The sequence below is a fragment of the Brevundimonas sp. VNH65 genome, from assembly GCF_049445955.1.
In the GTDB taxonomy this organism is placed as follows: Bacteria; Pseudomonadota; Alphaproteobacteria; order Caulobacterales; family Caulobacteraceae; genus Brevundimonas.
Genome location: NZ_JBMSDX010000001.1, coordinates 301,096 through 322,505, shown reverse-complemented (window position 1 = coordinate 322,505; position 21,410 = coordinate 301,096). Strand labels below are relative to the sequence as shown.

The 21,410-nt window shown below is 69.0% G+C and carries 24 protein-coding genes; 13 read left to right on the top strand and 11 right to left on the bottom strand.

Translation table 11 applies throughout. The features are described from left to right. Nucleotides 1–60 precede the first annotated feature (60 nt). On the bottom strand, nt 61–1,332 hold the full coding sequence (gene purD, locus ACO2Q1_RS01590) for a phosphoribosylamine--glycine ligase (protein ID WP_423327790.1): 1,272 nt from the start codon (nt 1,330–1,332) through the stop codon (nt 61–63). Nucleotides 1,333–1,380: 48 nt separating this feature from the next. Then, nucleotides 1,381–1,536, bottom strand: coding sequence for a hypothetical protein (locus ACO2Q1_RS01585; protein WP_423327789.1), 156 nt, complete (start codon nt 1,534–1,536; stop codon nt 1,381–1,383). Between the two features lie 238 nt (nt 1,537–1,774). Between ACO2Q1_RS01585 and xseA the strand changes: the two genes are divergently transcribed. The 3 genes from xseA to ACO2Q1_RS01570 all read left to right on the top strand — a co-directional run bounded on the left by xseA (nt 1,775) and on the right by ACO2Q1_RS01570 (nt 4,119). Beyond that, nucleotides 1,775–3,241 (top strand): exodeoxyribonuclease VII large subunit, encoded by a 1,467-nt coding sequence (xseA, locus tag ACO2Q1_RS01580; RefSeq protein WP_423327788.1) that lies wholly within the window; start codon nt 1,775–1,777, stop codon nt 3,239–3,241. Nucleotides 3,242–3,284: 43 nt separating this feature from the next. After that, nucleotides 3,285–3,491 carry a DUF2093 domain-containing protein gene (locus ACO2Q1_RS01575; protein WP_423327787.1) on the top strand — a complete coding sequence of 69 codons (207 nt, stop codon included), beginning with the start codon at nt 3,285–3,287 and terminating at the stop codon, nt 3,489–3,491. 103 nt (nt 3,492–3,594) lie between these two features. Further along, complete coding sequence (locus tag ACO2Q1_RS01570) at nt 3,595–4,119, top strand: response regulator (protein ID WP_423327786.1); 525 nt, start codon at nt 3,595–3,597, stop codon at nt 4,117–4,119. On the opposite strand, the gene ACO2Q1_RS01565 is transcribed toward ACO2Q1_RS01570, so the two are convergent. Together ACO2Q1_RS01565 and ACO2Q1_RS01560 are read right to left on the bottom strand one after the other, a co-directional pair. After that, a complete protein-coding gene (locus ACO2Q1_RS01565) occupies nt 4,105–4,992 on the bottom strand; it encodes a lysophospholipid acyltransferase family protein (protein ID WP_423328232.1) in 888 nt (295 codons plus the stop codon). The two genes, ACO2Q1_RS01570 and ACO2Q1_RS01565, sit on opposite strands and share 15 nt — an antisense overlap. A 109-nt stretch (nt 4,993–5,101) precedes the next feature. Continuing rightward, a complete protein-coding gene (locus tag ACO2Q1_RS01560; protein WP_423327785.1) occupies nt 5,102–5,872 on the bottom strand; it encodes an SDR family NAD(P)-dependent oxidoreductase in 771 nt (256 codons plus the stop codon). A 229-nt stretch (nt 5,873–6,101) separates the two neighbouring features. On the opposite strand from ACO2Q1_RS01560, the gene ACO2Q1_RS01555 reads away from it, so the two are divergent. After that, on the top strand, nt 6,102–7,376 hold the full coding sequence (locus tag ACO2Q1_RS01555) for an EAL domain-containing protein (protein ID WP_423327784.1): 1,275 nt from the start codon (nt 6,102–6,104) through the stop codon (nt 7,374–7,376). Between the two features lie 217 nt (nt 7,377–7,593). On the opposite strand, the gene arsH is transcribed toward ACO2Q1_RS01555, so the two are convergent. Then, complete coding sequence (arsH, locus tag ACO2Q1_RS01550; protein WP_423327783.1) at nt 7,594–8,319, bottom strand: arsenical resistance protein ArsH; 726 nt, start codon at nt 8,317–8,319, stop codon at nt 7,594–7,596. 38 nt (nt 8,320–8,357) lie between these two features. On the opposite strand from arsH, the gene ACO2Q1_RS01545 reads away from it, so the two are divergent. The 6 genes from ACO2Q1_RS01545 to ACO2Q1_RS01520 are packed head-to-tail and all read left to right on the top strand — an operon-like array spanning nt 8,358 to nt 12,547. Then, nucleotides 8,358–8,708 carry an ArsR/SmtB family transcription factor gene (locus ACO2Q1_RS01545; RefSeq protein WP_423327782.1) on the top strand — a complete coding sequence of 117 codons (351 nt, stop codon included), beginning with the start codon at nt 8,358–8,360 and terminating at the stop codon, nt 8,706–8,708. A gap of 8 nt (nt 8,709–8,716) precedes the next feature. After that, on the top strand, nt 8,717–9,769 hold the full coding sequence (gene arsB, locus ACO2Q1_RS01540) for an ACR3 family arsenite efflux transporter (RefSeq protein WP_423327781.1): 1,053 nt from the start codon (nt 8,717–8,719) through the stop codon (nt 9,767–9,769). Further along, nucleotides 9,766–10,173, top strand: coding sequence for an arsenate reductase (glutaredoxin) (gene arsC / locus ACO2Q1_RS01535; RefSeq protein WP_423327780.1), 408 nt, complete (start codon nt 9,766–9,768; stop codon nt 10,171–10,173). The genes arsB and arsC overlap by 4 nt, the downstream gene beginning before the upstream one ends. Before the next feature lie 45 nt (nt 10,174–10,218). Continuing rightward, nucleotides 10,219–11,088, top strand: a complete 870-nt coding sequence (locus tag ACO2Q1_RS01530) for a TIGR01459 family HAD-type hydrolase (RefSeq protein ID WP_423327779.1) — start codon at nt 10,219–10,221, stop codon at nt 11,086–11,088. A gap of 42 nt (nt 11,089–11,130) precedes the next feature. Continuing rightward, nucleotides 11,131–11,592, top strand: a complete 462-nt coding sequence (locus ACO2Q1_RS01525) for a MaoC family dehydratase (RefSeq protein ID WP_423327778.1) — start codon at nt 11,131–11,133, stop codon at nt 11,590–11,592. Between the two features lie 4 nt (nt 11,593–11,596). After that, nucleotides 11,597–12,547, top strand: a complete 951-nt coding sequence (locus tag ACO2Q1_RS01520; protein ID WP_423327777.1) for a bifunctional riboflavin kinase/FAD synthetase — start codon at nt 11,597–11,599, stop codon at nt 12,545–12,547. 4 nt (nt 12,548–12,551) lie between these two features. Here the strand turns inward: ACO2Q1_RS01520 and ACO2Q1_RS01515 are convergent, their stop codons facing one another. Beyond that, entirely contained in the window at nt 12,552–13,097 is a 546-nt protein-coding gene (locus tag ACO2Q1_RS01515; protein WP_423327776.1) for a DUF3828 domain-containing protein, read from the bottom strand. 66 nt (nt 13,098–13,163) lie between these two features. Next, complete coding sequence (locus tag ACO2Q1_RS01510) at nt 13,164–13,688, bottom strand: DUF3828 domain-containing protein (RefSeq protein WP_423327775.1); 525 nt, start codon at nt 13,686–13,688, stop codon at nt 13,164–13,166. 243 nt (nt 13,689–13,931) lie between these two features. Here ACO2Q1_RS01510 and ileS point away from each other — a divergent pair, with 243 nt between their 5' ends. Then, the gene (ileS, locus tag ACO2Q1_RS01505) at nt 13,932–16,877 is read left to right on the top strand and encodes an isoleucine--tRNA ligase (protein WP_423327774.1); all 2,946 of its coding nucleotides are present in this window, start codon (nt 13,932–13,934) and stop codon (nt 16,875–16,877) included. An 890-nt stretch (nt 16,878–17,767) separates the two neighbouring features. On the opposite strand, the gene ACO2Q1_RS01500 is transcribed toward ileS, so the two are convergent. Continuing rightward, the gene (locus tag ACO2Q1_RS01500; RefSeq protein WP_423327773.1) at nt 17,768–18,754 is read right to left on the bottom strand and encodes a helix-turn-helix transcriptional regulator; all 987 of its coding nucleotides are present in this window, start codon (nt 18,752–18,754) and stop codon (nt 17,768–17,770) included. A 117-nt stretch (nt 18,755–18,871) separates the two neighbouring features. Between ACO2Q1_RS01500 and ACO2Q1_RS01495 the strand changes: the two genes are divergently transcribed. Next, nucleotides 18,872–19,126, top strand: a complete 255-nt coding sequence (locus ACO2Q1_RS01495; protein ID WP_423327772.1) for a hypothetical protein — start codon at nt 18,872–18,874, stop codon at nt 19,124–19,126. Beyond that, a complete protein-coding gene (locus tag ACO2Q1_RS01490) occupies nt 19,126–19,353 on the top strand; it encodes a hypothetical protein (protein WP_423327771.1) in 228 nt (75 codons plus the stop codon). The genes ACO2Q1_RS01495 and ACO2Q1_RS01490 overlap by 1 nt, the downstream gene beginning before the upstream one ends. A 7-nt stretch (nt 19,354–19,360) precedes the next feature. Here ACO2Q1_RS01490 and ACO2Q1_RS01485 read toward each other — a convergent pair whose 3' ends face one another. The 3 genes from ACO2Q1_RS01485 to ACO2Q1_RS01475 are packed head-to-tail and all read right to left on the bottom strand — an operon-like array spanning nt 19,361 to nt 21,387. Then, complete coding sequence (locus tag ACO2Q1_RS01485; RefSeq protein WP_423327770.1) at nt 19,361–20,482, bottom strand: acyltransferase family protein; 1,122 nt, start codon at nt 20,480–20,482, stop codon at nt 19,361–19,363. Between the two features lie 41 nt (nt 20,483–20,523). Then, a complete protein-coding gene (locus tag ACO2Q1_RS01480) occupies nt 20,524–20,952 on the bottom strand; it encodes a DUF1801 domain-containing protein (RefSeq protein ID WP_423327769.1) in 429 nt (142 codons plus the stop codon). A gap of 12 nt (nt 20,953–20,964) precedes the next feature. Then, nucleotides 20,965–21,387: a cupin domain-containing protein gene (locus ACO2Q1_RS01475; protein ID WP_423327768.1), complete on the bottom strand. Its 423-nt coding sequence runs from the start codon at nt 21,385–21,387 to the stop codon at nt 20,965–20,967. Nucleotides 21,388–21,410 lie beyond the last annotated feature (23 nt).

Genomic DNA, 21,410 nt, shown 5'->3' with positions numbered 1-21,410 from the left:
CCGCCATTCGCCGATGTCGTCGAAGCGCAGCCTTGAGCTTCTGACAACCAGGCGGACGTCTCAGCGGTTCAGCGCACGCCAGCCGATGTCTGACCGGCAGAAGCCGCCCGGCCAGTCGATGGCCGCGATGGCGGCATAGGCCCGCTCGCGCGCCTCGGCCACATCCGCGCCTTCCGCGCAGACGCTCAGCACCCGCCCGCCGGCGGCGATCAGCCGCCCCTCGGCGTCGCGCTGGGTTCCGGCGTGGAACACCTGGACGTGCGGTCCGAAATCCTGCTCCGCCCCCCGGATGATCGACCCGGTCAGCGGGCTGTCGGGATAGCCCTTGGCCGCAAACACCACACAGATCACCACGCCGGGCTTCAGCGGTGGCGGCGGAAGATGCGACACGTCCCCCCGCGCGCAGGCCAGCAGATAGGGCACGATGTCCCCGTCCAGCCGCATCATCAGCACCTGGCATTCCGGGTCGCCGAACCGGGCGTTGAACTCCACCACCTTCGGCCCCTCGGCCGTCATCATCAGCCCGACGTACAGAACCCCGCGATAAGGCGCGCCCTCGGCCGCCATCCCGTCCAGCGTCGGCTGGACCACGCGGGCGTGCGCCTCGGCCACCACGGCCTCCGACAGCACCGGAGCGGGCGAATAGGCGCCCATCCCGCCCGTGTTCGGCCCGGCGTCGCCGTCAAAGGCCCGCTTGTGATCCTGGGCGCCGCCGATCAGCACGGCCTCCTTGCCGTCGCACAGCGCGAACAGCGAGCCTTCCTCGCCGTCCATGAACTCCTCGATGACGACGCGCGCCCCGGCCTCGCCGAACCGGCCGCCCAGCATCCGCTCGATCTCGAACTCGGCGTCGGCGCGATCGGGGCTGATCGCCACGCCCTTGCCCGCCGCCAGACCGTCCGCCTTGATCACATAGGGCGCCGAATAGGCGTCCAGCGCCGCCTTGGCCGAGGCGACGTCCTCATAGACGCCGTATCCCGCCGTCGGAATGCCGTGGCGTTGCAGAAAGCCCTTGGAAAAGGCCTTCGACGTCTCCAGCTGCGCCGCCTTCGCCGTCGGCCCGAAACAGGGGATGTGCAGGGCGGTCAGCCGGTCGGCCAGACCCGCCGCCAGCGCCGCCTCGGGGCCCACCACCACCAGGTCGGCGTGGATTTCCTGCGCCAGCGCCGCCAGGCCCTCCGCGTCATCGGCCTTGACGGGCCGCATCTCGCCCAGCCCCTCCATCCCCGGATTTCCCGGCGCGATGACCAGCCGACGCTTCAGCGGCGACTGTGCAATCTTCCAGGCCAGGGCGTGTTCGCGGCCGCCGGAACCGACAAGCAGGATGTTCATGCGGGCCGAATGGCCGCCCGCCGCGGCGCGGTCAAGCCGCCGCCGCCGTCAAAGCAGCGCCGACACGGCATAGACTCCCACCGCTAGCATCGCGATCACGACCAGGATCAGCCAGGGGCTCAGCGTCGGCAGGTCGCTGCGACGCTGCATCTCGACCTCTTCCGGGTCGCGGTTTTCGGGATCGGCGTCGGACGGATCGGCCATGACGGTCTCCTTCGCGGTCGGCCCGCCAACCTCGCAAGTTTCGCCCTTGGCCGCCAGCCGCCACGGCCGCTGCGTCCTCCACCGTGCACCCCGGCGCAGGCCGGGGTCCAGTTGGGAAGCTCCGCCATCAGCACGCCGGTCAGCGCCACTCGCGTCCTGGATACCGGCCTGCGCCGGGAGGCACGGAATGTGCGTTGGCCGCCTTACAGCCCTGGGAAATTCGGCTTAGATGCCCCCCATGAGCGACGACTACATCTTCGAGGGCGAGACCCCGGCCGAGGCGCCACGCGACAACAATCCGCCCCTGTCGATCTCGGACCTGTCATTCGCCCTCAAACGCACGCTCGAGGACCGCTTCGGCCATGTCCGCCTGCGGGGCGAAATTTCCAAGGTCAACCGCCACGCCTCCGGCCACGTCTATCTGACGCTCAAGGACGACAAATCCGCCCTCGACGGCGTCGTGTGGAAGGGCGCCGTGCGCGGCCTCGGCGTCCAGCCCGAGACGGGGCTGGAGGTCATCGTCACCGGCAAGATCACCTCCTATCCGGCGCGCTCGTCCTATCAGATCGTGATCGAGTCGATGGAGGCCGCCGGCGCCGGCGCCCTGCTGGCCCAGCTGGAGCGTCTCAAGACCCGGCTGCGCGAAGAGGGCCTGTTCGACCCCGCCCGCAAACAGCCCCTGCCGGCCTTCCCGGCGACCATCGGCGTCATCACCAGCCCGACCGGCGCGGTCATCCGCGACATCCTGCACCGCATCGCCGACCGCTGGCCCTGTCGCGTCCTGGTCTGGCCCGTGGTCGTTCAGGGCGACGCCGCGCCCGGCCAGGTCTCGGCCGCCATCCGCGGCTTCGACGCGCTCGACGGGTCCGGCCCGGTCCCGCGCCCCGACCTGCTGATCGTCGCGCGCGGCGGCGGTTCGGTCGAGGATCTGTGGTGCTTCAACGACGAGGGTCTGGCCCGCACCGTCGCCGCCGCCCGCATCCCGATCATCTCGGCGGTGGGGCACGAGACCGACACAACCCTGATCGACTTCGTCTCCGACCGCCGCGCCCCGACCCCCACCGGCGCCGCCGAGATCGCCACTCCGGTGCTGGCCGAACTCCGCTTCGCCGTCGCCGACCTGGATCAGCGGCTGAACCGCGCGGCGACGCGCGGGCTTCAGGATCGCCGCACCCGCCTGATGGCCGTCGCGCGCGGCCTGCCCGCCCGTCCGGACGACCTGACCGCCCTGGCCCAGCAACGCCTCGATCACGCCGCCAGCCGTCTGGGCGCGGCCCTGCACCGCAACGCCGCCGTGCACGAGCGCCGCCTCGCCGCCCTGGGCGGCCGGTTCGGCCGCGGCCTGCTGGACCGGGCGGTCGAACGCCGGGCCGACCGCCTGGCCGCGACGGCGACGCGCCTGTCCCCGCCGATGCGCCGCCGCCTCGACCGCGCCGAGGACCGGCTGACCGGTCTGGCCCGGGCGCTCAACAGCCTCAACCCCCTGACGCCCAAGCCCGGCTTCGCCCGCATCGACGACGCCGAGGGTCGGATGATCGCCTCCGCCGCCGCCCTGTCGCCGGGCCAGGCTGTCCGCCTGGTCTTCCCCGACGGCGCACGCGGCGCCCGGATCGACGGCGCGGACGCCGCCGCTCCCGCCGCGTCACCGCCATCCCGAACGGCGAAGCCGCGCGCCGCGCCCCCAGGTCAGGGCGATCTGTTCTGAGACCCCCTTCCCCCGCCAGACCTCGCCTCGCTAGGATGTCCGGATGAACGCATCTCCTGCCGCCGGCCAGTCGGCCCAACTGCACTACGGCGACGGCGAATTCGCCGTCCTGCGCCCCGGCGATCATGTCGTCTGCGCCGTCACGGGCAGACGGATTCCCTTGACGGCCCTGCGCTACTGGTCCGCGCCCCTGCAAGAGCCCTACGCCGGTCCCTCGGAGTTCCTCAGCCGGGCGGCGTCGGCCGCCTGAGCCCGGCCGTCCACATTCCCCGTTTCCGGGCGTATCATCCGCTATGCGCGCCTAAGGTGTTCTGATACTTCACCTTACAGCGAACGTGGATTTAGAGTCTCCGATGTCAGGCCTTCAATCGGTCAATGTGCTGCTGGTGGACGACAACCAGCACATGCGGACCATCACCTCCGCCATCCTTCAGTCGGCCGGCGTTCGCACGATCCATGAGGTCGGCGACGGCGCCGCCGCGCTGCAGGCCCTGCGCGAACATGCCATCGACCTGGCGATCGTCGACTTCAACATGTTCCCTCTGGACGGCGTCGAGTTCACCCGCCTGGTCCGCAACAGCCCCGACAGCGCCGACCCCTATCTGCCGATCATCATGATGACCGGCCATTCCGAGCGCAGCCGCGTCACGGAGGCGCGCGACGCCGGGGTGAACGAGTTCGTGGCCAAGCCGATTACCGCCAAGGCGGTGTTTGACCGCATCAAGGCCGTGGTCCTCAGACCCCGCCCCTTCGTCAAGACCGAAGGCTACTTCGGGCCGGACAGACGTCGCCTCAAGGTGCCCAACTACCCCGGGCCGTTCCGTCGCGCAGACGATCCCAAGGCCGTGCCGGAAGACTTCGCCTCAGCGGAAGTCTGACTCGATCAGGGCGCGGTACACCGCGTCCGGCCAACGTTTGTGCACCCAGAACCAGTCGACCGGCGCTTCGCGCACCCGGTCCTCGACGAACCGGTTGGCGGCCTGGATACCCTCCAGCACGGCCTGGCCTTTGTCGTCTCCCGTTACCGCGATCGGCTCATGCGCCGTCACCCGGAACCGCACCCCCGGCAGCCGCACCACCGACAGCGGCAGCATCACCGTCCCGAACTTCAGCGCCAGCCGCGCCGCGCCGGGCGACGCATTGACCGGCTGGCCGAAGAATTCGACCTCCGGCCCCTGGTTGTATTTCTGGTCGACCAGCAGGGCGATCGAATCCCCCCGTTTCATCCCGGCCATCAGCTCGCGCGTGCCGTCCCCCTTCGGCGCGAACAGCCGGATGCCATAGCGTTCGCGGCTCTTGCGGATCAGGGCGTCGACATAGGGATTGTTGGCCGCGCGATAGGTCACCTGGCACGGCACGCCGGCCGCCATGATCACCGCGGCCATCACCTCGAAGTTGGCCAGGTGCCCCGAAATCAGCACCACCGGCCGGCCGCTGTCGCGCACCGCATGCAACCGCTCCAGCCCGACCACCTCCACCCGACCGCCCTCGGGCGTTAGCCGGTCCATGACCGCCAGTTCGGCGAAGGTCCGCCCCGTCTGTTCCCACTGATCGATCGCCAGCCGGTCGCGCTCGGCCGCATCCATGTCGGGAAAGGCGATCGCCAGATTGCGCCGCACCGTCTTGTGCGTGCCCGTCAGCGGCCCCAACCATCGCAACAGGCCGCCGCCGAACGCGGACGCCCCCTCAACCCCGATCAGCCGCAGAAAGCCGAACAGCGCCTGAAACGCCGCCGCCTCCAGCCGCCAGATAAGGTCCTGGCGGAGGCCGCCTCTGGCGCTACCGCCCTCCGGGCTGCTTGAGCGCGGCTTTTCTGCGCTACCGCCCTCCGGGCTGCTTGAGCGCGTTCTGTTCTCGTCTTCACCAGGCAATCGTCAGTCCGCCGTCCACGACCAGGGTCTGGCCGTTCATATAGGACGCCGCTTTCGAACACAGGAACAGGGCCGCCCCGGCGATTTCATCCGGCTCGCCGATCCGCTTCATCGGATTGGGCTCCACCGTCTTTTCCAGCACCTCGGGGTTCTCCCACAGATATTTGGCGAAGTCGGTCCGGATCAGGCCCGGCGCGATGCAGTTGACCCGCACGTTCGACGGCCCCCACTCCACCGCCAGATTCCGCGCCAGCTGCATGTCCGCCGCCTTGGACACGTTATAGGCGCCGATCAGGCTGTTGCCCCTCAGGCCGCCGATCGATGAGATGATCAGGATCGCGCCCTCCTTCCGCTCCAGCATCTGCGGCGCGACCATCTGGGTCAGCCAGTGATTGGCCAGCACATTGTTATGGAAGATCTTCTCGAACTGCTCGTCGCTGATCCCCGCCATCGGACCGGCATAGGGATTGGACGCCGCGTTGCAGACCAGGATGTCGATCCGGCCCCAGGCGGCGTTGGTCTCGTCCACCAGCCGCTGCAGATCCTCCTTCGAGGCGATGTTGGCGGGGATAGCCATGGCCCGGCCCTCCCCGTGCCTGGCGTTGATCGCCTGGGCGACCTCCTCGCACGGCCCGGCCTTGCGCGACGAGATCACCACCTTGGCGCCGTGCTCCGCCATCCGCTCGGCGATGGCCTTGCCGATGCCCTTGGACGATCCCGTGATGATCGCCACCTTCCCGCTCAGGTCGAACAGTTCCATGTTTCGTCTCCCCTCGTCGTCGGCCTTGGCGCCGATCCCGTCTGATGTCGGTCGCACATAAGCCGCCCGATCTCTCCGCGACAACGGTGACGCAGGGTCAGGCCGGCGCTTTTCCCCGGCCCGATCCCGCCGCGACCCAGTTTCCTCTGGCGGCGGGGCCGGGTTCAACGGATACTGCGACGATTCCCTTCCTGGGACGGGCGTGGGCCGTTCCTCCTGACGGACAGCGATGCGCAACCTCACGAACGGCCTGCTCTTCTTCGGCTACCTCTTCCTGGCGATGACGGTGGGCGCCTTCGTCTGGCGCGCGGGGCTGGGTCTCGGCGCCGGATTCGCCTCCACGGTCGGCGTGCTCAGCGGCCTGGGTCTGATCCACCACATGCTCGGCGCGCGCGGCCGCGAAAAGGCCTTGCGCAAGGAAATCTCCCACGTCCGCGACGCCCACCTCCTGCTCGCCGACGCCTTGGAACAGCAACAGGCCGCCGTGGCCGAACTGGCCGACGCCATCCAGGCGGGCGCCCTCTCCAGCACAGAGGAGCTGACCGGCGAGGTCCGCATGCTGGAAGGCCTGATCCAGCAGATGAGCGAATCCATCGAGGACCGCCTGCGCGTCGCCCCCCTGACCCCGCCCGACAGCCTCGAGGGCCGCCGCCGCCAGCAGTCCAACATCCTGCTCCAGACCGTCCACGACGCCCTGACCGAGAACCGCGTCGACCTCTATCTTCAGCCGGTCATGTCCCTGCCCCAGCGCCGGACGGTCTTCTACGAAAGCTTCACCCGTCTGCGGGACGAGACCGACCGCGTCATGATGCCGGCCGAATACCTCTCCGCCGCCGAGAGCGAGGGCCTCGTCCCGGCCATCGACAACCTGCTGCTGTTCCGCTGCGCCCAGATCGTGCGCCGCCTGGCGCGTCAGGACCGCAAGGTCGGGGTCTTCTGCAACGTGGCCCTGTCCTCTCTGGGCGACGAGACCTTCTTCCCCCAGTTCCTCGATTTCCTCAGCCAGAACCGCGACCTCAATCAGGCCCTTATCTTCGAGCTGGGCCAGGCCACCTTCGACGCGCGCGGCGCGGTCGAGGCCCGCAACATGGCCAAGCTGGCCGACCTGGGCTTCCGCTTCTCGATCGACAAGGTGCAGACCCTCGACCTCGACTTCGCCGACCTGCAACGCTCGGACGTCCGCTTCATCAAGGTCGCCGCCGACCTGCTGATCGAACAGCTGCTGGACATCGACGGCGCGGCCCCCCTGCCGTCCCTGCCCGACATCCAGGCCGCCGACTTCGCCGGCCTGACCCGCCGCTATGGCATCGAGGTCATCGCCGAAAAGGTCGAGACCGAACGCCAGATCGTCGACATCCTCGAACTCGACATCGCCCTCGGTCAGGGCCACCTGTTCGGCGAACCCCGCGCCATCAAGGAACAGGTCCTCGCCGAAACCGACCCCCCCGCCGACTTCATCCGCTCCACCCTCCGCAGCGCGGACCAGCGGCGGCGGTTCGGGTAGGAACACTCTGGCCTTCCGCCCCCTCTGCACCTTCTCCCATCCCCTCTCCCGGTTGGGAGAGGGATTGAGCGCACGGCGGCGCAGCCGACGTCCTTGCGCTCAAGGGTGAGGGGACAACCGCTGCAGTCGGCGCGAGCCGTATCCCGGGCGGTGCGACGGCTTTCGCCGGACCCGAGACTGTTCCCTCATCCGGCCCTCTCCCAAGTCGATGCCTGAGTCAGCCTTCCTCTGCCGAACCGATCGAGGCCAGGGCCTCGGCGCCCGCCACCGGTCGCCCCTCGGCCTTGCGCTCGCTGTATCGGTCCACCAGCGCATCAGCCCGGAAGCGCGTCAGGAGCGTGAACCGGTACAGCTCCTCCATCACATCGACGAGCCGGTCATAGTAGGCGGACGGCTTCATCCGCCCCTCGTCGTCAAACTCGTCATAGGCCTTGGCCACCGAGGACTGGTTCGGAATGGTGATCATCCGCATCCAGCGCCCCAGAACCCGCAGCTGGTTCACCGTGTTGAACGACTGCGACCCCGCATTGACCTGCATGACCGCCAGGGTCCGGCCCTGTGTCGGCCTGACGCCGCCGCTTTCCAGCGGCAGCCAGTCGATCTGGGACTTGAAGATTCCGGTCATGGCCCCGTGCCGTTCGGGACTGCACCAGACATGCCCCTCGGACCACAGGGACGCCTCGCGCAGTTCCTGCACCTTCGGATGCGACGGATCGGCCCCGTCCGGCTGCGGCAGTCCGCGCGGATCGTAGATGCGGGTTTCGGCCCCGAAGGCGCGCAGCAGCCGGTCCGCCTCCTCCACCAGGAACCGGCTGAACGACCGCTCCCTCAGCGAGCCGTACAGCAGCAGGAAGCGCGGTGGATGGTCCAGCGCCACAGGCTCAAGCCGCTCCAGGGTCGGCTGTTCGAGAAACGCGGGAACGAGGGCGGGAAAGTCGGTCATGGCTTTTCTCTGCCACATATTTCGATTATTTGTGAAGTATGGAAACGAAGTCAGCCCTCGATGCGCTCGGCGCCCTCGCTCACGAGGGGCGGCTGAACATCTTTCGCGCCCTGGTTCGCGCCGGGCCTCAAGGGTCGCCCGCCGGCGTGCTGGCCGAGGCTGTCGGCATGGCCCCCAGCACCCTGTCGAACAATCTCACCATCCTGACCCGTTCCGGACTGACCTCTTCCAGGCGTGACGGGCGATCCATCATCTACGCCGCTGACTATGCGCAGATGACCGACCTTCTGGCCTTCCTGATGGAGGACTGCTGCCAGGGGTCTCCGGACGTCTGCCTGCCGTTGGGCGATGTGATTTCCCGCGCCGCCTGCTGTCCTCCGACGAACTGAACGGCGCCATGTCGATCTTCGAACGCTATCTGACCCTGTGGGTGCTGCTCTGCATCGTCGCCGGCGTGGCCCTGGGCGCCTGGATGCCCGGCGCGTTCGAACGCCTGGGCGCCATGGAGGTCGCGTCGATCAACCTCCCCGTCGCCGGCCTGATCTGGCTGATGATCGTTCCGATGCTGCTCAAGGTCGATTTCGCCGCTGTGCGCCAGATCGGGCGTCACTGGCGCGGCATCGGCGTGACCCTGTTCATCAACTGGGCGGTGAAGCCCTTCTCCATGGCTGTCCTGGCCTGGCTGTTCCTGGCGGTGCTCTTTCGGCCATGGCTGCCCGCCGCCGAGATCAACAGTTACGTCGCCGGCCTGATCCTGCTGGCCGCTGCGCCCTGCACGGCGATGGTGTTCGTCTGGAGCCATCTCACGAAAGGCGACGCGACCTTCACCCTGTCCCAGGTGGCCCTGAATGACGCCATCATGATTGTGGCCTTCGCCCCCATCGTCGCCCTGCTGCTCGGCGTGTCGGCGATCACCGTGCCCTGGCCTACTCTCGTCCTGTCGGTCCTGCTCTACATCATTGTCCCGGTCGTCATCGCCCAGGGCCTGCGCGCCCTCCTGATCCGGCAATCGGGCGCGCTGGACCGCGCCCTGGCGGTTCTCCAGCCCCTTTCCCTCACGGCGCTGTTGACGACCTTGGTGCTGCTGTTCGGCTTTCAGGGCGACAAACTGCTGCAACAGCCCATCGTGATCGCCCTTCTGGCCGTCCCGATTCTGATCCAGGTCTATTTCAACGCCGGTCTCGCCTACGTCCTGAACCGTGCGACCGGCGAAGCTCATTCCGTGGCTGGCCCCTCCGCCCTGATCGCGGCCAGCAACTTCTTCGAGCTGGCGGTCGCGGCGGCGATCAGCTTGTTCGGCATCCATTCGGGCGCCGCCCTCGCGACGGTGGTCGGCGTGCTGGTCGAGGTGCCCGTCATGCTGACCGTGGTCGCCTGCGTGAACCGCACCCGGCCCTGGTACGAACGCGGCGCGGCGGTCCGGCGCGTCCAGAACGGAGAAGCCCGATGAGCGTCACCATCTATCACAACCCCGACTGCGAAACCTCGCGCAACACCCTGGCGATGATCCGCGCGTCGGGCGAAGACCCGGTCGTGGTTCCGTATCTCGTGACCGGCTGGACGCGTGCACAGTTGTACGGCCTCCTGACCGCGATGGACGTCGGACCGCGCGCCGTGCTGAGGGACAAGGGCACGCCGGCGGCCGAACTCGGCCTTCTCGACCCCGACGTCGGCGACGACACCGTCCTCGAGGCGATGTTGACCCACCCCATCCTCGTCAACCGGCCGATCGTCGTCACGCCCAAGGGCATCGCCCTGTGTCGCCCATCGGAGGTCGTGTTCGACCTGCTGGACCATCCGCCTCACGGCTTCACCAAGGAGGACGGTCAGGTCGTACGCCCTACCATCCCCTGAGCGCGCCCCCTCCACATCCCGCCTCTCACCCGCTACATCCCCCGCATGACCCTCCCCCACGCCCTGACCGGCCTCGGCGAGATCGCCGGGGACTATGACATCCTGCTCTGCGACGTCTGGGGCGTGATCCACAACGGCCGCGAGAGCTGGCCGGCGGCCTGCGAGGCCCTGACGCGGTTCAACCGCGATCACGGGCATGTCGTCCTGATCTCCAACTCCCCCCGCCCCGCCGCCGACGTGGTGGCCCAGCTCGACGGCCTGGGCGTGCCGCGCGACAGCTGGCGCGCCTTCGTCACCTCGGGCGACGCCACCCGGATGGAGCTGGAGCGCCGCGCCCCCGGTCCTGCCTGGATCATCGGCCCGGACCGTGACGCCCCCCTCTACGCGGGCCTGCCGCTGGAACGGGCGACAGGGGCCGCCGACGCCGCCTTCATCTCCGTCACCGGCCCCTATGACGACACCACCGAGACGCCCGAGGACTATCGTGAACGCCTGACCCCGGCGGCCGAGGCGGGGCTGGAGCTGATCTGCGCCAACCCCGACCGCATCGTCCAGCGCGGCGACCAGATCATCTATTGCGGCGGCGCGATCGCCGACCTCTACGAAAGCCTCGGCGGCCGGGTGATCATGGCCGGCAAGCCCTTCGCCCCCATCTACACCCTGGCCCTGAACGAGGCCGAGCGGCTGCTGGGCTGCCCCGCCGACCGCTCGCGCGTCCTCTGCATCGGCGACGGCGTGGTCACCGACGTCCTCGGCGCCGCCGAACAGGCGCTCGACTGCCTGTTCATCGCCCAGGGCATCCACGGCGACGCCGCCAAGGGTCCGGACGGCCGCCTCGATCCCGCCCGCGCCGCCGAACTGCTCCGCGCCGAGACGACCTACGCCCGCTACGCCGCCCTCGACCTGGTCTGGTAGATGGCGGTGGCCAAACCGCGCCCCTGCGGCTAATCAGCCCCCATGAGCGAACTGGTCCAGAAACACCCCTCCGGCGGCTATATCCTCGAGGAGCTGCATCCCGGCATGTACGCCGAGAAGGAGGTGCTGGTCACCGAGGACCGCATCGGCCAGTTCGCCGAGGCCTCCGACGACTTCAACCCGGTCCATGTCGATGAGGCTTTCGCAGCGAAAACCGCCTATCGCGGCCGCATCGCCCACGGCCTGCTGTCGGCCTCCTTCGGCTCGGCGGTGGTCGGCACCATCCTGCCGGGCGCGGGCGCCATCTACCTGACCCAGACCCTGGCCTTCCACAAGCCCGTCCGCATCGGCGACGTCGTCCTGGCCCGCATCAGCGTCGCCTCGGTCGACGAGACCTCGGCCCGCGTCGTCCTGAAATGCGAGGGCTATGTCGGCGACGACCTGATCATGGATGGCGAGGCCACCGTCCGCGTCCCCCGTCGCCGCCGCCCTGCCAAAGACTGACCCCATGAGCGGCCCCGCCGTCCAGATCATCCGCGGCTGGCGCGACCTGCCCGCCGACCTGCGCGGCGCCTCGGCCGCCGTGGGCGCCTTCGACGGCGTGCATCTGGGCCATCAGGCCGTCATCCGTCAGGCCGTCGAACAGGCCCGCGAGCTCGGCGTCCCCGCGGCCGTTGTCAGTTTCGACCCGCACCCGCGGTGCCTGTTCCAGCCCTACGCCGCCCCCTTCCGCCTGATGACGCCGGACCAGATGGCCCGCGCTCTGGCGCCGCTGGGGATCGACCGCCTCTACCTCCTACCCTTCGACGCCGCGATGGCGGCCATGTCTGATCACGGCTTCGCCGCCGACGTCCTGTCCGGCGGCCTGGGATTGAAGCACGTCGCCGTCGGCTTCGACTTCACCTTCGGCAAGGGCCGCTCCGGCTCGCCCGAGGCCCTCGCCCGCTATGGCCAGGACCTCGGCTTCACCGTCTCCGTCACCCCGCGCCGCGACGACGAGGGCGGGCTGAAACTGTCGTCCAGCGCCGTGCGCGAGGCTCTCAGCGCCGGCGACATGGCCCGCGCCGCCGCCATTCTCGGCCGTCCCTTCGCCATCCAGGGCGAGGTGATCCACGGCGACAAGCGCGGCCGCTTCATCGGCACGCCCACCGCCAACATTTCTCTGGGCGAATACCAGCGCCCCCTCTACGGCATCTACGCCACCCGCTCCCGCCTGCCCGACGGCCGAATCTTCGGCGGCGTCGCCAACCTCGGCGTCCGTCCCATGTTCGAGCTGGAGACCCCCTTGCTGGAGGCCTGGCTGTTCGACTTCTCCGGCGACCTCTACGGTCAGGTCGTCGAGACCGACCTCGTCGCCCGCCTGCGCGGCGAAATGAATTTCGACGGCCTCGACGAACTCAAGGCCCAGATCCAGATCGACGCCGCCAACGCGCGGGCGGTGCTGGCTCAGTCGGCCTGAGGCCTCACCCGCCCCTCGCCTCGATCGCCTTGATCAGCATGTCGTTCAGCGAACCGCCGTCCGCGTCGATCACGTCCTCGACCTTCCACATCACCCCCTCCTTGACCACCTTCAGCGTCTGTCGGGTCGTCTGACCGGCGTTGGTGAAGGCCACGGCCGCGTCGGCGCTGCGTTCGCCGGTGGAGATCACCGTCAGGGAATCGAGGGTGAAGACGCCCTGATCCTGACAATTGCAGATCGGGTCGTGGTTCAGCGTCGGAACCTCGCCTTTCGACAGGTTGAAGTCGGTGATGATCGCGGCGTTCAGCATGCGCGAATAGATCGGATCCTGGCCCGGCGGCGGCGGCGGCTCCTTCGGGCCGCCCGCCACATAGACGGCGTATAGCGCCCGCACGAACGGCTCCGGCCCTTCCCGCGCGGCCTCATAGATCGCCGGCCGACCCGGCGGCAGGGCGGCGGGCGCCTCGGCCTCCGGCGCCTTCGCCTTCTCCTCGGATGAACAGGCGGCGCATAGAAAAGCGAGGGCGGCGGCGATGGCGGCGCGACGCATGGCGTCTCTCCCGGACAGTTTCCTCACACCGACTATGGACCGTCGCGCCCTTCGCGCAAGCGACGATCAGTCCCGCCACAACGCCGGACGCCCCGCCTCCACCCGCCGGTTGGACTCTGTCAGCCGCGCCGCCAGACCCCGGTACGGCGGGTTCAGCACGTCGTCGATCCGCCAGCCGCCGTCCTCGCGGATCAGGACGAAACGCCCTGTCTGCGCCTCCCCGCCGTTCACGAACCTGACGACCGCCTCGACCCGCCCCCGGCCCATCGCCCGCGTCCGCACCGACCGGACGGCGATCCCCTCCCAGTCCTGGCAGTTGCAGATCGGATCGGCGTCCAGAAACGGCAGGTCGTCCTTGGCCAGTTCGATATCGCGATCGATCAGGGCCGCCATCCTTCGGCTCCACATCGGCGGCCGATCCTCCGGCGGGGCCGCATCCTCCGCCTCCGCCGCCGCATAGCCGGCGTAGATTTCGCGCACGAACGCCTCTGCCGACGCCTCAACACTCTGGGCCGCAGCCGGAGAGGCCGCGCCGGACGTCAGAACCAGACCCAGAGACAGGTTCAGGGCCATGCGCGCAATCATCTTCATGACCCGATCCTCCCCCACCCGCGACTGTCTCCGCCACTGTCGAATGCTGACGCCTGGACTGGCGCCGGAACCCCGCCGTCTGCTAGACCGCCTCCACCATGGCCTTTCGCGTCCCTCTTCGCCTGATTTCGATTAGCCGCCCGGCGTAACGTCCGGGCCGGGAGTTCAGTCTCCGGCCCCCGCTACGTCGGGATCGACATCTTCTTCGACCGCGAACGACCACCCCAGACGCCGAGACTTCCCATGGCCGACGCCACCACCTCAGACTCTTCCGCCCATCCCCGCGAAGGCGGGGACCGCGACTACCGCGACACCGTCTTCCTGCCCGAGACGCCCTTCCCCATGCGCGGCGGCCTGCCGCAGAAGGAACCGCTGATCCTCGAGCAATGGGGCGACCTCTACGGAACCCTGCGCGCCCAGCGTCAGAAACAGAACGCCCCCCTGTTCGTTCTGCATGACGGCCCGCCCTACGCCAACGGCGACATCCACATCGGCCACGCCCTCAACAAGACGCTGAAGGACTTCGTGGTCCGCAGTCAGTTCCTGCTGGGCAAGGACGTCGACTACGTCCCCGGCTGGGACTGCCACGGCCTGCCGATCGAGTGGAAGATCGAGGAGGAGTTCCGCGCCAGGGGCCGCCGCAAGGACGAGGTGTCCAAGGACGAGTTCCGCCGCGCCTGCCGCGCCTACGCCGGCAAATACATCGACCTGCAGCGGGAACAGTTCAAACGGCTGGGCGTCGTCGGCGACTGGGCCAACCGCTACGCCACCATGGACTTCAAGGCCGAGGCCGCCATCGTCGCCGAGTTCCACAAGTTCAAGAACACCCACCAGCTCTATCGCGGCTCCAAGCCGGTGATGTGGTCCCCGGTCGAACGCACCGCCCTGGCTGACGCCGAGATCGAATACCACGACCACGTCTCGCCGATGATCTGGGTGAAATTCCCGGTCACCGGCATGTCGGACAGCCATCCGGACGACCTGCTGGCCTTCCGCACGGCCACGCCGTCCATCGTGATCTGGACCACCACCCCCTGGACCATCCCGGCCAACCGGGCGATCTCCTACGGCCCGGAGATCAGCTACGGCCTCTATGAGGTCGCCAACCTGGTCGAGGGTCTAGAGTTCCAGCCCTGGGCCAAGCCCGGCGACCGCCTGATCGTCGCCGACAAACTGGCCGAGGAGGTCTTCAAGGCCGCCAACATCGCGTCCTGGACCCGCATCTACGACATCGACCCGTCGGGGCTGGAATGCGCCCACCCCCTGGCCGACTGCGACCCCGGCTACGGCTTCGCCGTGCCCCTGCTGGCCGGCGACCATGTCACCGACGACGCGGGCACCGGCTTCGTCCACACCGCCCCCGGCCACGGCGCGGACGACTATGCGGTCTGGCTTGCCCATGGCCATCGCGAGGTGCCCGACACCGTCGATCCCGACGGCGCCTACTATGACCACGTCCCCCTGTTCGGCGGCCTCAAGGTGCTGGAGACCGAGGGCAAGAAGACCGGCAAGTTCGGCCCCGCCAACGGCGCGGTGATGGACAGGCTGATCGAAGCCGGAACCCTGCTGTCGCGCGGCCGGCTGGAGCATTCCTACCCCCACTCCTGGCGCTCCAAGGCCCCGGTCATCTTCCGCAACACGCCCCAGTGGTTCATCCGAATGGATGAACCCCTCAAGAGCGGCGACACCCTGCGCGAGACGGCCCTCAACGCCATCGACGCCACCGCCTTCCACCCGGACCAGGGCCGCAACCGCATCCGCTCCATGGTCGAGAGCCGCCCCGACTGGCTGGTCTCCCGCCAGCGAGCCTGGGGCGCGCCCCTGGCCATGTATGTCGACAAACAGACCGGCCAGCCCCTGCACGACCCCGAGGTCGACGCCCGCATCGTCGCCGCCATCGCCGACGGCGGCGCCGACGTCTGGTTCACCGCCGATGACGCGGCCTTCCTCGGCGCCCACGACCCGGCCCGGTATGAAAAGGTCGAGGACATCCTCGACGTCTGGTTCGATTCCGGCTCCACCCACGCCTTCACCCTGGACCCGCGCCTGCCGGAAAACGGCTATGTCGGCGACCGTCCCGCCCACTGGCCCGCCGACCTCTATCTGGAAGGCTCCGACCAGCATCGGGGCTGGTTCCAGTCCTCCCTGCTCGAGGGCTGCGGCACCCGCGGCCGCGCCCCCTACAAGGCGGTTCTCACCCACGGCTTCACCCTGGATGAGAACGGGGAGAAGATGTCCAAGTCGCGGGGCAACACCACCGACCCCCTGACGGTCATCAAGGAATCCGGCGCCGACATCCTGCGGCTCTGGGTCGCCCTGGTCGATTCCTCGGAAGACCAGCGGATCGGCAAACAGATCCTCCAGACCACGATCGACGCCTATCGCAAGCTCAGGAACACGGTCCGCTATCTGCTGGGCGCCCTGAACGGCTTCGACGAGGCCGAGCGCATCAGCGACTACGACCAGTTCCCGCCGCTGGAGAAGTTCATCCTGCACCGCCTCTGGGCCCTCGACGCCCAGGTGCGCCAGGCCTACGCCGACTACCGCTTCCAGGACGTCGTCCGCCCGGTGCTGGAGTTCTGCTCCGGCGACCTCTCGGCCCTCTATTTCGACGTCCGCAAGGACAGCCTCTACTGCGACCGTCCGGACAGCGTGAAGCGCCGCGCCGTCCGCACCGTCATGGACGAGGTCTTCATGCGCCTCACCGCCTGGCTCTCGCCCCTGACCCCCTTCACCATGGAAGAGGCCTGGACCACCCGCTTCCCCGACGCCGGGACCAACTGCGCGCGGGTGATCCCGGACACGCCCGCCGGGTGGGAGAATGCGACCGAGGCGGATCGCTGGTCGCGCATCGACACCGTCCTGTCCGCCGTCAACGACGCCCTTGAAGCGGCTCGCCGCGACAAGCGGATCGGCGGCGCCCTGGACGCCTGGCCGGTGGTCACGGCCACAGCGGACCTGCTGGCCCCGTTCGACGGCCTCGACGCCGCCGAGGTCTTCCGCACCTCGGGCGCCGAACTCGTCACGGGCGGTGAGACAGTCTCGGTCGAGGTTCGGGTCGCCGACCACCCCAAATGCGCCCGCTCCTGGCGCCGCGTCCCCGACGTCGGCTCCGACCCCGCCTACCCCGACCTCTCCGCCCGCGACGCCGACACCGTCCGCTGGCTCGACGCCCGGAAGGCCGGCTGACACGGCCGAGTCGCAAGGCTTCCTTCCTCCCATCGAGAGAGGCCGCTCCCAACCTTCCTTCTCCCTGTTGGGAGAAGGTGCCCCGCAGGGGCGGATGAGGGGACGGTCTCGCATTCGGCGGCAGCCGTCGCACGGGCCGGAGAAACGGCTCACGCCGACTGCAGCGATTGTCCCCTCACCCTTGAGCGCCAGGACGACGGCTGCGCCGCCGTGCGCTCAATCCCTCTCCCACAGGGAGAGGGAGGAGTCTGGCAGAGGGACCTCTTCCATCACACTTCAACACCCGGATTCGCTGTAATCCCTCACCTTTCCCCGAAACTTGCAGCCCGCTTCCGGGCGCAGGTGGAACCTCGTCCATAATACCCCTGCTTCACCGCACGGGAGGGCCGTCGGCCGGCGACCAGCGGGCGGTGGGGGCGAGACAGCGGGGGCGGGGTTCTTGTGACCTCGCCGCCTCGACCGCGGAGGGGAACCTTTTCGGAGCCGAGGCTGGGTCGGAGTTGAAATCCCGACCGTTCCGGGGATCGGCCGCGCCGGCCGACCCGCCCGCCGGGGGGCTATTCGACGCCGGCGCCAATCAGCGCCCCCCGTCGCTCCTCCCGTCCACGCCTCGCGCGGAGCGACATCAGGCCTTCGTCGAAAACGGTACTTCTATCCTACAGACCGGGCGAGGCCCGGCGCTCCGCCCCTCCCGCACCCTTCAGGCCCAAGCCGTGAAGCCGATCCCGCTTACCCAAATTCCGTCACCCTCGGGCTCGTCCCGAGGGCCCATCCCGGCCGTCGCACGCGCTGATGACCGGTGCCGCAGGCTGTCGCCCGTCCGAACGCGAAGAGGCGTGAGCCCTCGGCACAGGGCCGAGGGTGACGGGACGGAGAGCGACCGCCCCCGATCACCCCGCCCGTTCCAGCCCCCGTCTCGCCGCCGCCAGTTCCTCGGCCATCACGGCCTTCAGCCGCTGCGGCGCGACAATCTCGACCTGATCGCCCCAGGTGAACAGATGCCAGGCCAGTTCACGCATGCCCGAGGCGCGGAACCGCACCTCCACCCGGCCGTCGGCCAGGTCCTCGACCGTCTGGGTCGGGTGCCAGCGCCAGCCCCGCGCCTCGTCCGCCCCCTCGGCGGCGATGCGCAGCGTCACCTCCTCGATCTGGTCCTGATAGATGCCGAAGGACTGGCTGGCGAAGGCGGCCAGGTCGAAATCCGGCGGCGGCGGCGACAGGCCCTCCTCGACCCTGACGTCGCTCATCCGGTCCAGACGAAAGGTGCGGATCTCCCCCGACTTACGGTCCAGCCCGACCAGATAGTTGGCCCGGCCGAACATCAGGCCGCACGGCGCCACGCTGCGCCGCCGCGCTTCGGAGCCGGGCCTCGCATAGATGAACCCCAGGGGCGACTGGGCCAGCAACGCCCGGCGGATGGCGGCCAGGACGGCCTCGTCGGCGGCCGGACGAGGTCCCGCCTGCACGGCGATGGTCTCGGCGCGGACCAGGGCCTCCAGATCGGGCGCCAGCCGGTTCAGGGCCGTGGACCGCATGGCCGACTTCAGCTTCCGCTCAAGCCCTTCCAGCGCCGCCGCCCGCCCGGTCTCGCCCGTCCGCCGCAGCCCTTCCGCCGCCTTGGCCAGTTCGACCAGCTCGGTCGCCGTCGGCGCCTGCTCGAAGCCCGACAGGCCGCCGCGGATCCGCCATCGTTTGGTCGGCGGATCGGATACCTCCTCGGTCGCCGGATACAGCTCCAGCACCGCGTCCCTCAGCCGCTCGGCCGTCCGACGCCCCACCTCCAGGTCGCGCGCCATCTCGTTCAGCGTCAGCCCCTCTGCCGAGGCCGCCATCCGCCGCGCCAGCTCCAGCACCATCATCGCCTTGTCGTGCCGCATGTCGCCCGCCTCGCACCCTGTCTCGCACCGATACGTCCGATATTGGCGCAACACTGTCTCATCTTCCGATCATCGGCAAGACGCCGCAAACGACGCATCGGCTCAGGAGAGACCCCCATGGCGCGTTCGATCGCTTCCCGCTTCCGCCCCGCGACGATGGTCGCCGACAGCCGCTATCTGATCGTCCCCTGCGAGGCCGAGGGCTGCGGCGACCTGGCCGTCATCTGGGACCGGCTGGAGGAACAGGTGGTCGACGTCATCTCCGCCGCCGCCTCCGCCCGCTACTCCGACGAGGACCTTCTGTGGGACGAAGGCCGCGCCGCCTTCGCGGCCGAGCCCGGCTTCGCCGCCGACTGGCGGATGGCGGCCTGATGGTCACCTTTGGTGTCGCCGTCTTCTTCTGGGGCGTGCTGGCGCTTTGGCTCCTGTCCTACGTCTTGCCGCTCGTCCTTGCAGGGGTGCGGCTGGTCGCGACGGTCCTGCTCTGGGTCATCCTCGTGGTTTGCGGCGGGCAGCGGTCGCCGTTGAGATCACAAGGACAGTATGTGCGCGTCGTCTTGGCAGGCGGCCTGCAATCTCACCGTCGGAGATCGAGCTGATCTGACATCAAGGCCGCGCCGGTCGGGTCCACCGGTCGATCTGCTTCTGGGCCGGCGCCTCGACCGTGCGGTGAACCAGGACCGCCAGCGCCACGATGACCCCCAGCACAGCCAGGGCGAACAGGTCGTTGAGCCAGACCGAGCCGAAGTCGATCCGCCGCCCGTTCGGCATCCAGTCCGCCTTGCGCGCCACGATCAGCATGATCGTCAGCACCAGCATATGCACCATATAGACGGCGAACGACCACCGCCCCAGGGTCACCAGCGCCGGTCTGTTCAACAGCCGCGACACCGCCCCATCCTCGCCGGCGAACACCCAGACGGCGATCACGAACAGCAGGGTGACCGGCACGGCCGCCGGCCCCTCGGCCCACGCCACGAACAGACAGATCGCCGCCGCCGTAGCCAGCTCCAGAGCCGTCGCGGCCGCTCCTTTGAGCCGCGGCAGTCTCAGCCAGACGCCCTGCAAGGCCGCGCCCAGGAAGAAGCCGTACACGGCGCGGGGAAAGGCGAAATCATGGGTCGTGTTCATCCATCGCGGGGCCTGGGTCGCCACGATCACCGCGCAGGCCAGGGCCGCCGCCGCCCCGATCCAGCGCCACAGACCGAACCGCAGCCCGGGAGCCAGCAGCAGCAGGGCGGCGAAGACGACGTAACAGCCCACCTCGACGCTCAGCGTCCACGCCGGCCCGTTCCAGGTCAGATAGCCATGGAGATTGAACGCCTGGATGAGAAACAGATTGGTCCAGATCGCCTCCACCGACCGGTCCCGCTCGAACGGCGTCGCCCCGTCGAACGCGGTCCACAGCCGCACCAGCTCCAGTCCCACAAACGCCGCCAGCATCAGCACGTGCAGCGGCCAGACCCGACCCAGCCGCCTGACCATGAACCGCCCGGCGTCCCTCGGCGTCTGCAGCCGCTGGGCGTAGGCGTGGGCGATGACGAAGCCCGACAGGACGAAGAAATAGTCGACGAACAGATAGCCGTGCTGGACCAACGGCCAATCGCGCCAGTGACTGGCGATCGGCATGTGAAACATCACCACCAGCACGGCGCAGACGCCGCGCAGGGAATCCAGCGCCTCGAACCGGTGCGGGGGCTTCTGGGCGGATACGGCGTCTGTGCTCACGTCGGCGTGATAGCGCCGTGAACAGCCGGACGAAAGGGGCCTCAGCTTGCGGTCGGATGCCGCTCGCGCATCCAGGCCACGGACTTCTCCGACAGTTCCCTCAACACGACCGGATCAACGTCCGACAGGCGATTCAGATACAGGCACGACACCCCCGTCGTATGCTTGCCCAGCCGGGACATCAGCTCCGCCTGCCCCTCGAACCCCGGCATGATGTAGATCGTCAGCTTTGCCTTGCGGGGCGAGAAGCCGATGATCGGCCAGTCGGCGGGCTTCTTGGTCGTGTTCACATAGGTGTAGCGCCCAAAGCCGACGATCGACGGCCCCCACATCACCGGCGGCTCGCCCGTGATGTCGGTCATCAGCGTGCACAGGGCCTCCGCCTCCTCGCGCCGCCGCGCATCCGGCACGGCGGCGATGAAGTCGGCGACCGGAACGTCGGTCGGCTTGGTCTTGGGTTCGGACGCCATCCTGCTCTCCCGCTATTCCGGCGACCAGCCCGCCGGGGCCAGCTCAAAGGTCGAGAACTCGAACCCCGGCGCCACGGTGCAGCCCATCAGGCTCCACGCCCCCAGCCCCCTCGCCGCCTGCCAGGCTCCGGCCGGGACCACCGCCTGCTTGACCTGCCCCGCCTTCAGGTCGTCGCCCAGAACCACCGTCCGAACCCCGCCCTCCGTCGCGATCCTTAGTTCCAGCGGATCGCCCAGATAGTGATGCCAGATCTCGGCCGCATCCACGAGATGCCAGTGCGACGCCTCCCCCTCGGCCAGCAGATAATAGATCGCCGTCGACACGGACCGCCCGTCGAAGACGCGCTCATCCCGAAACGTCTCGCGATAATGCCCGCCCTCCGGATGGGGCGCGAGGTCGAGCCATTCGATCACTTCGGCGGCGGTGAAGGTCATGGAGAGGTCGGCATATCCGTGTT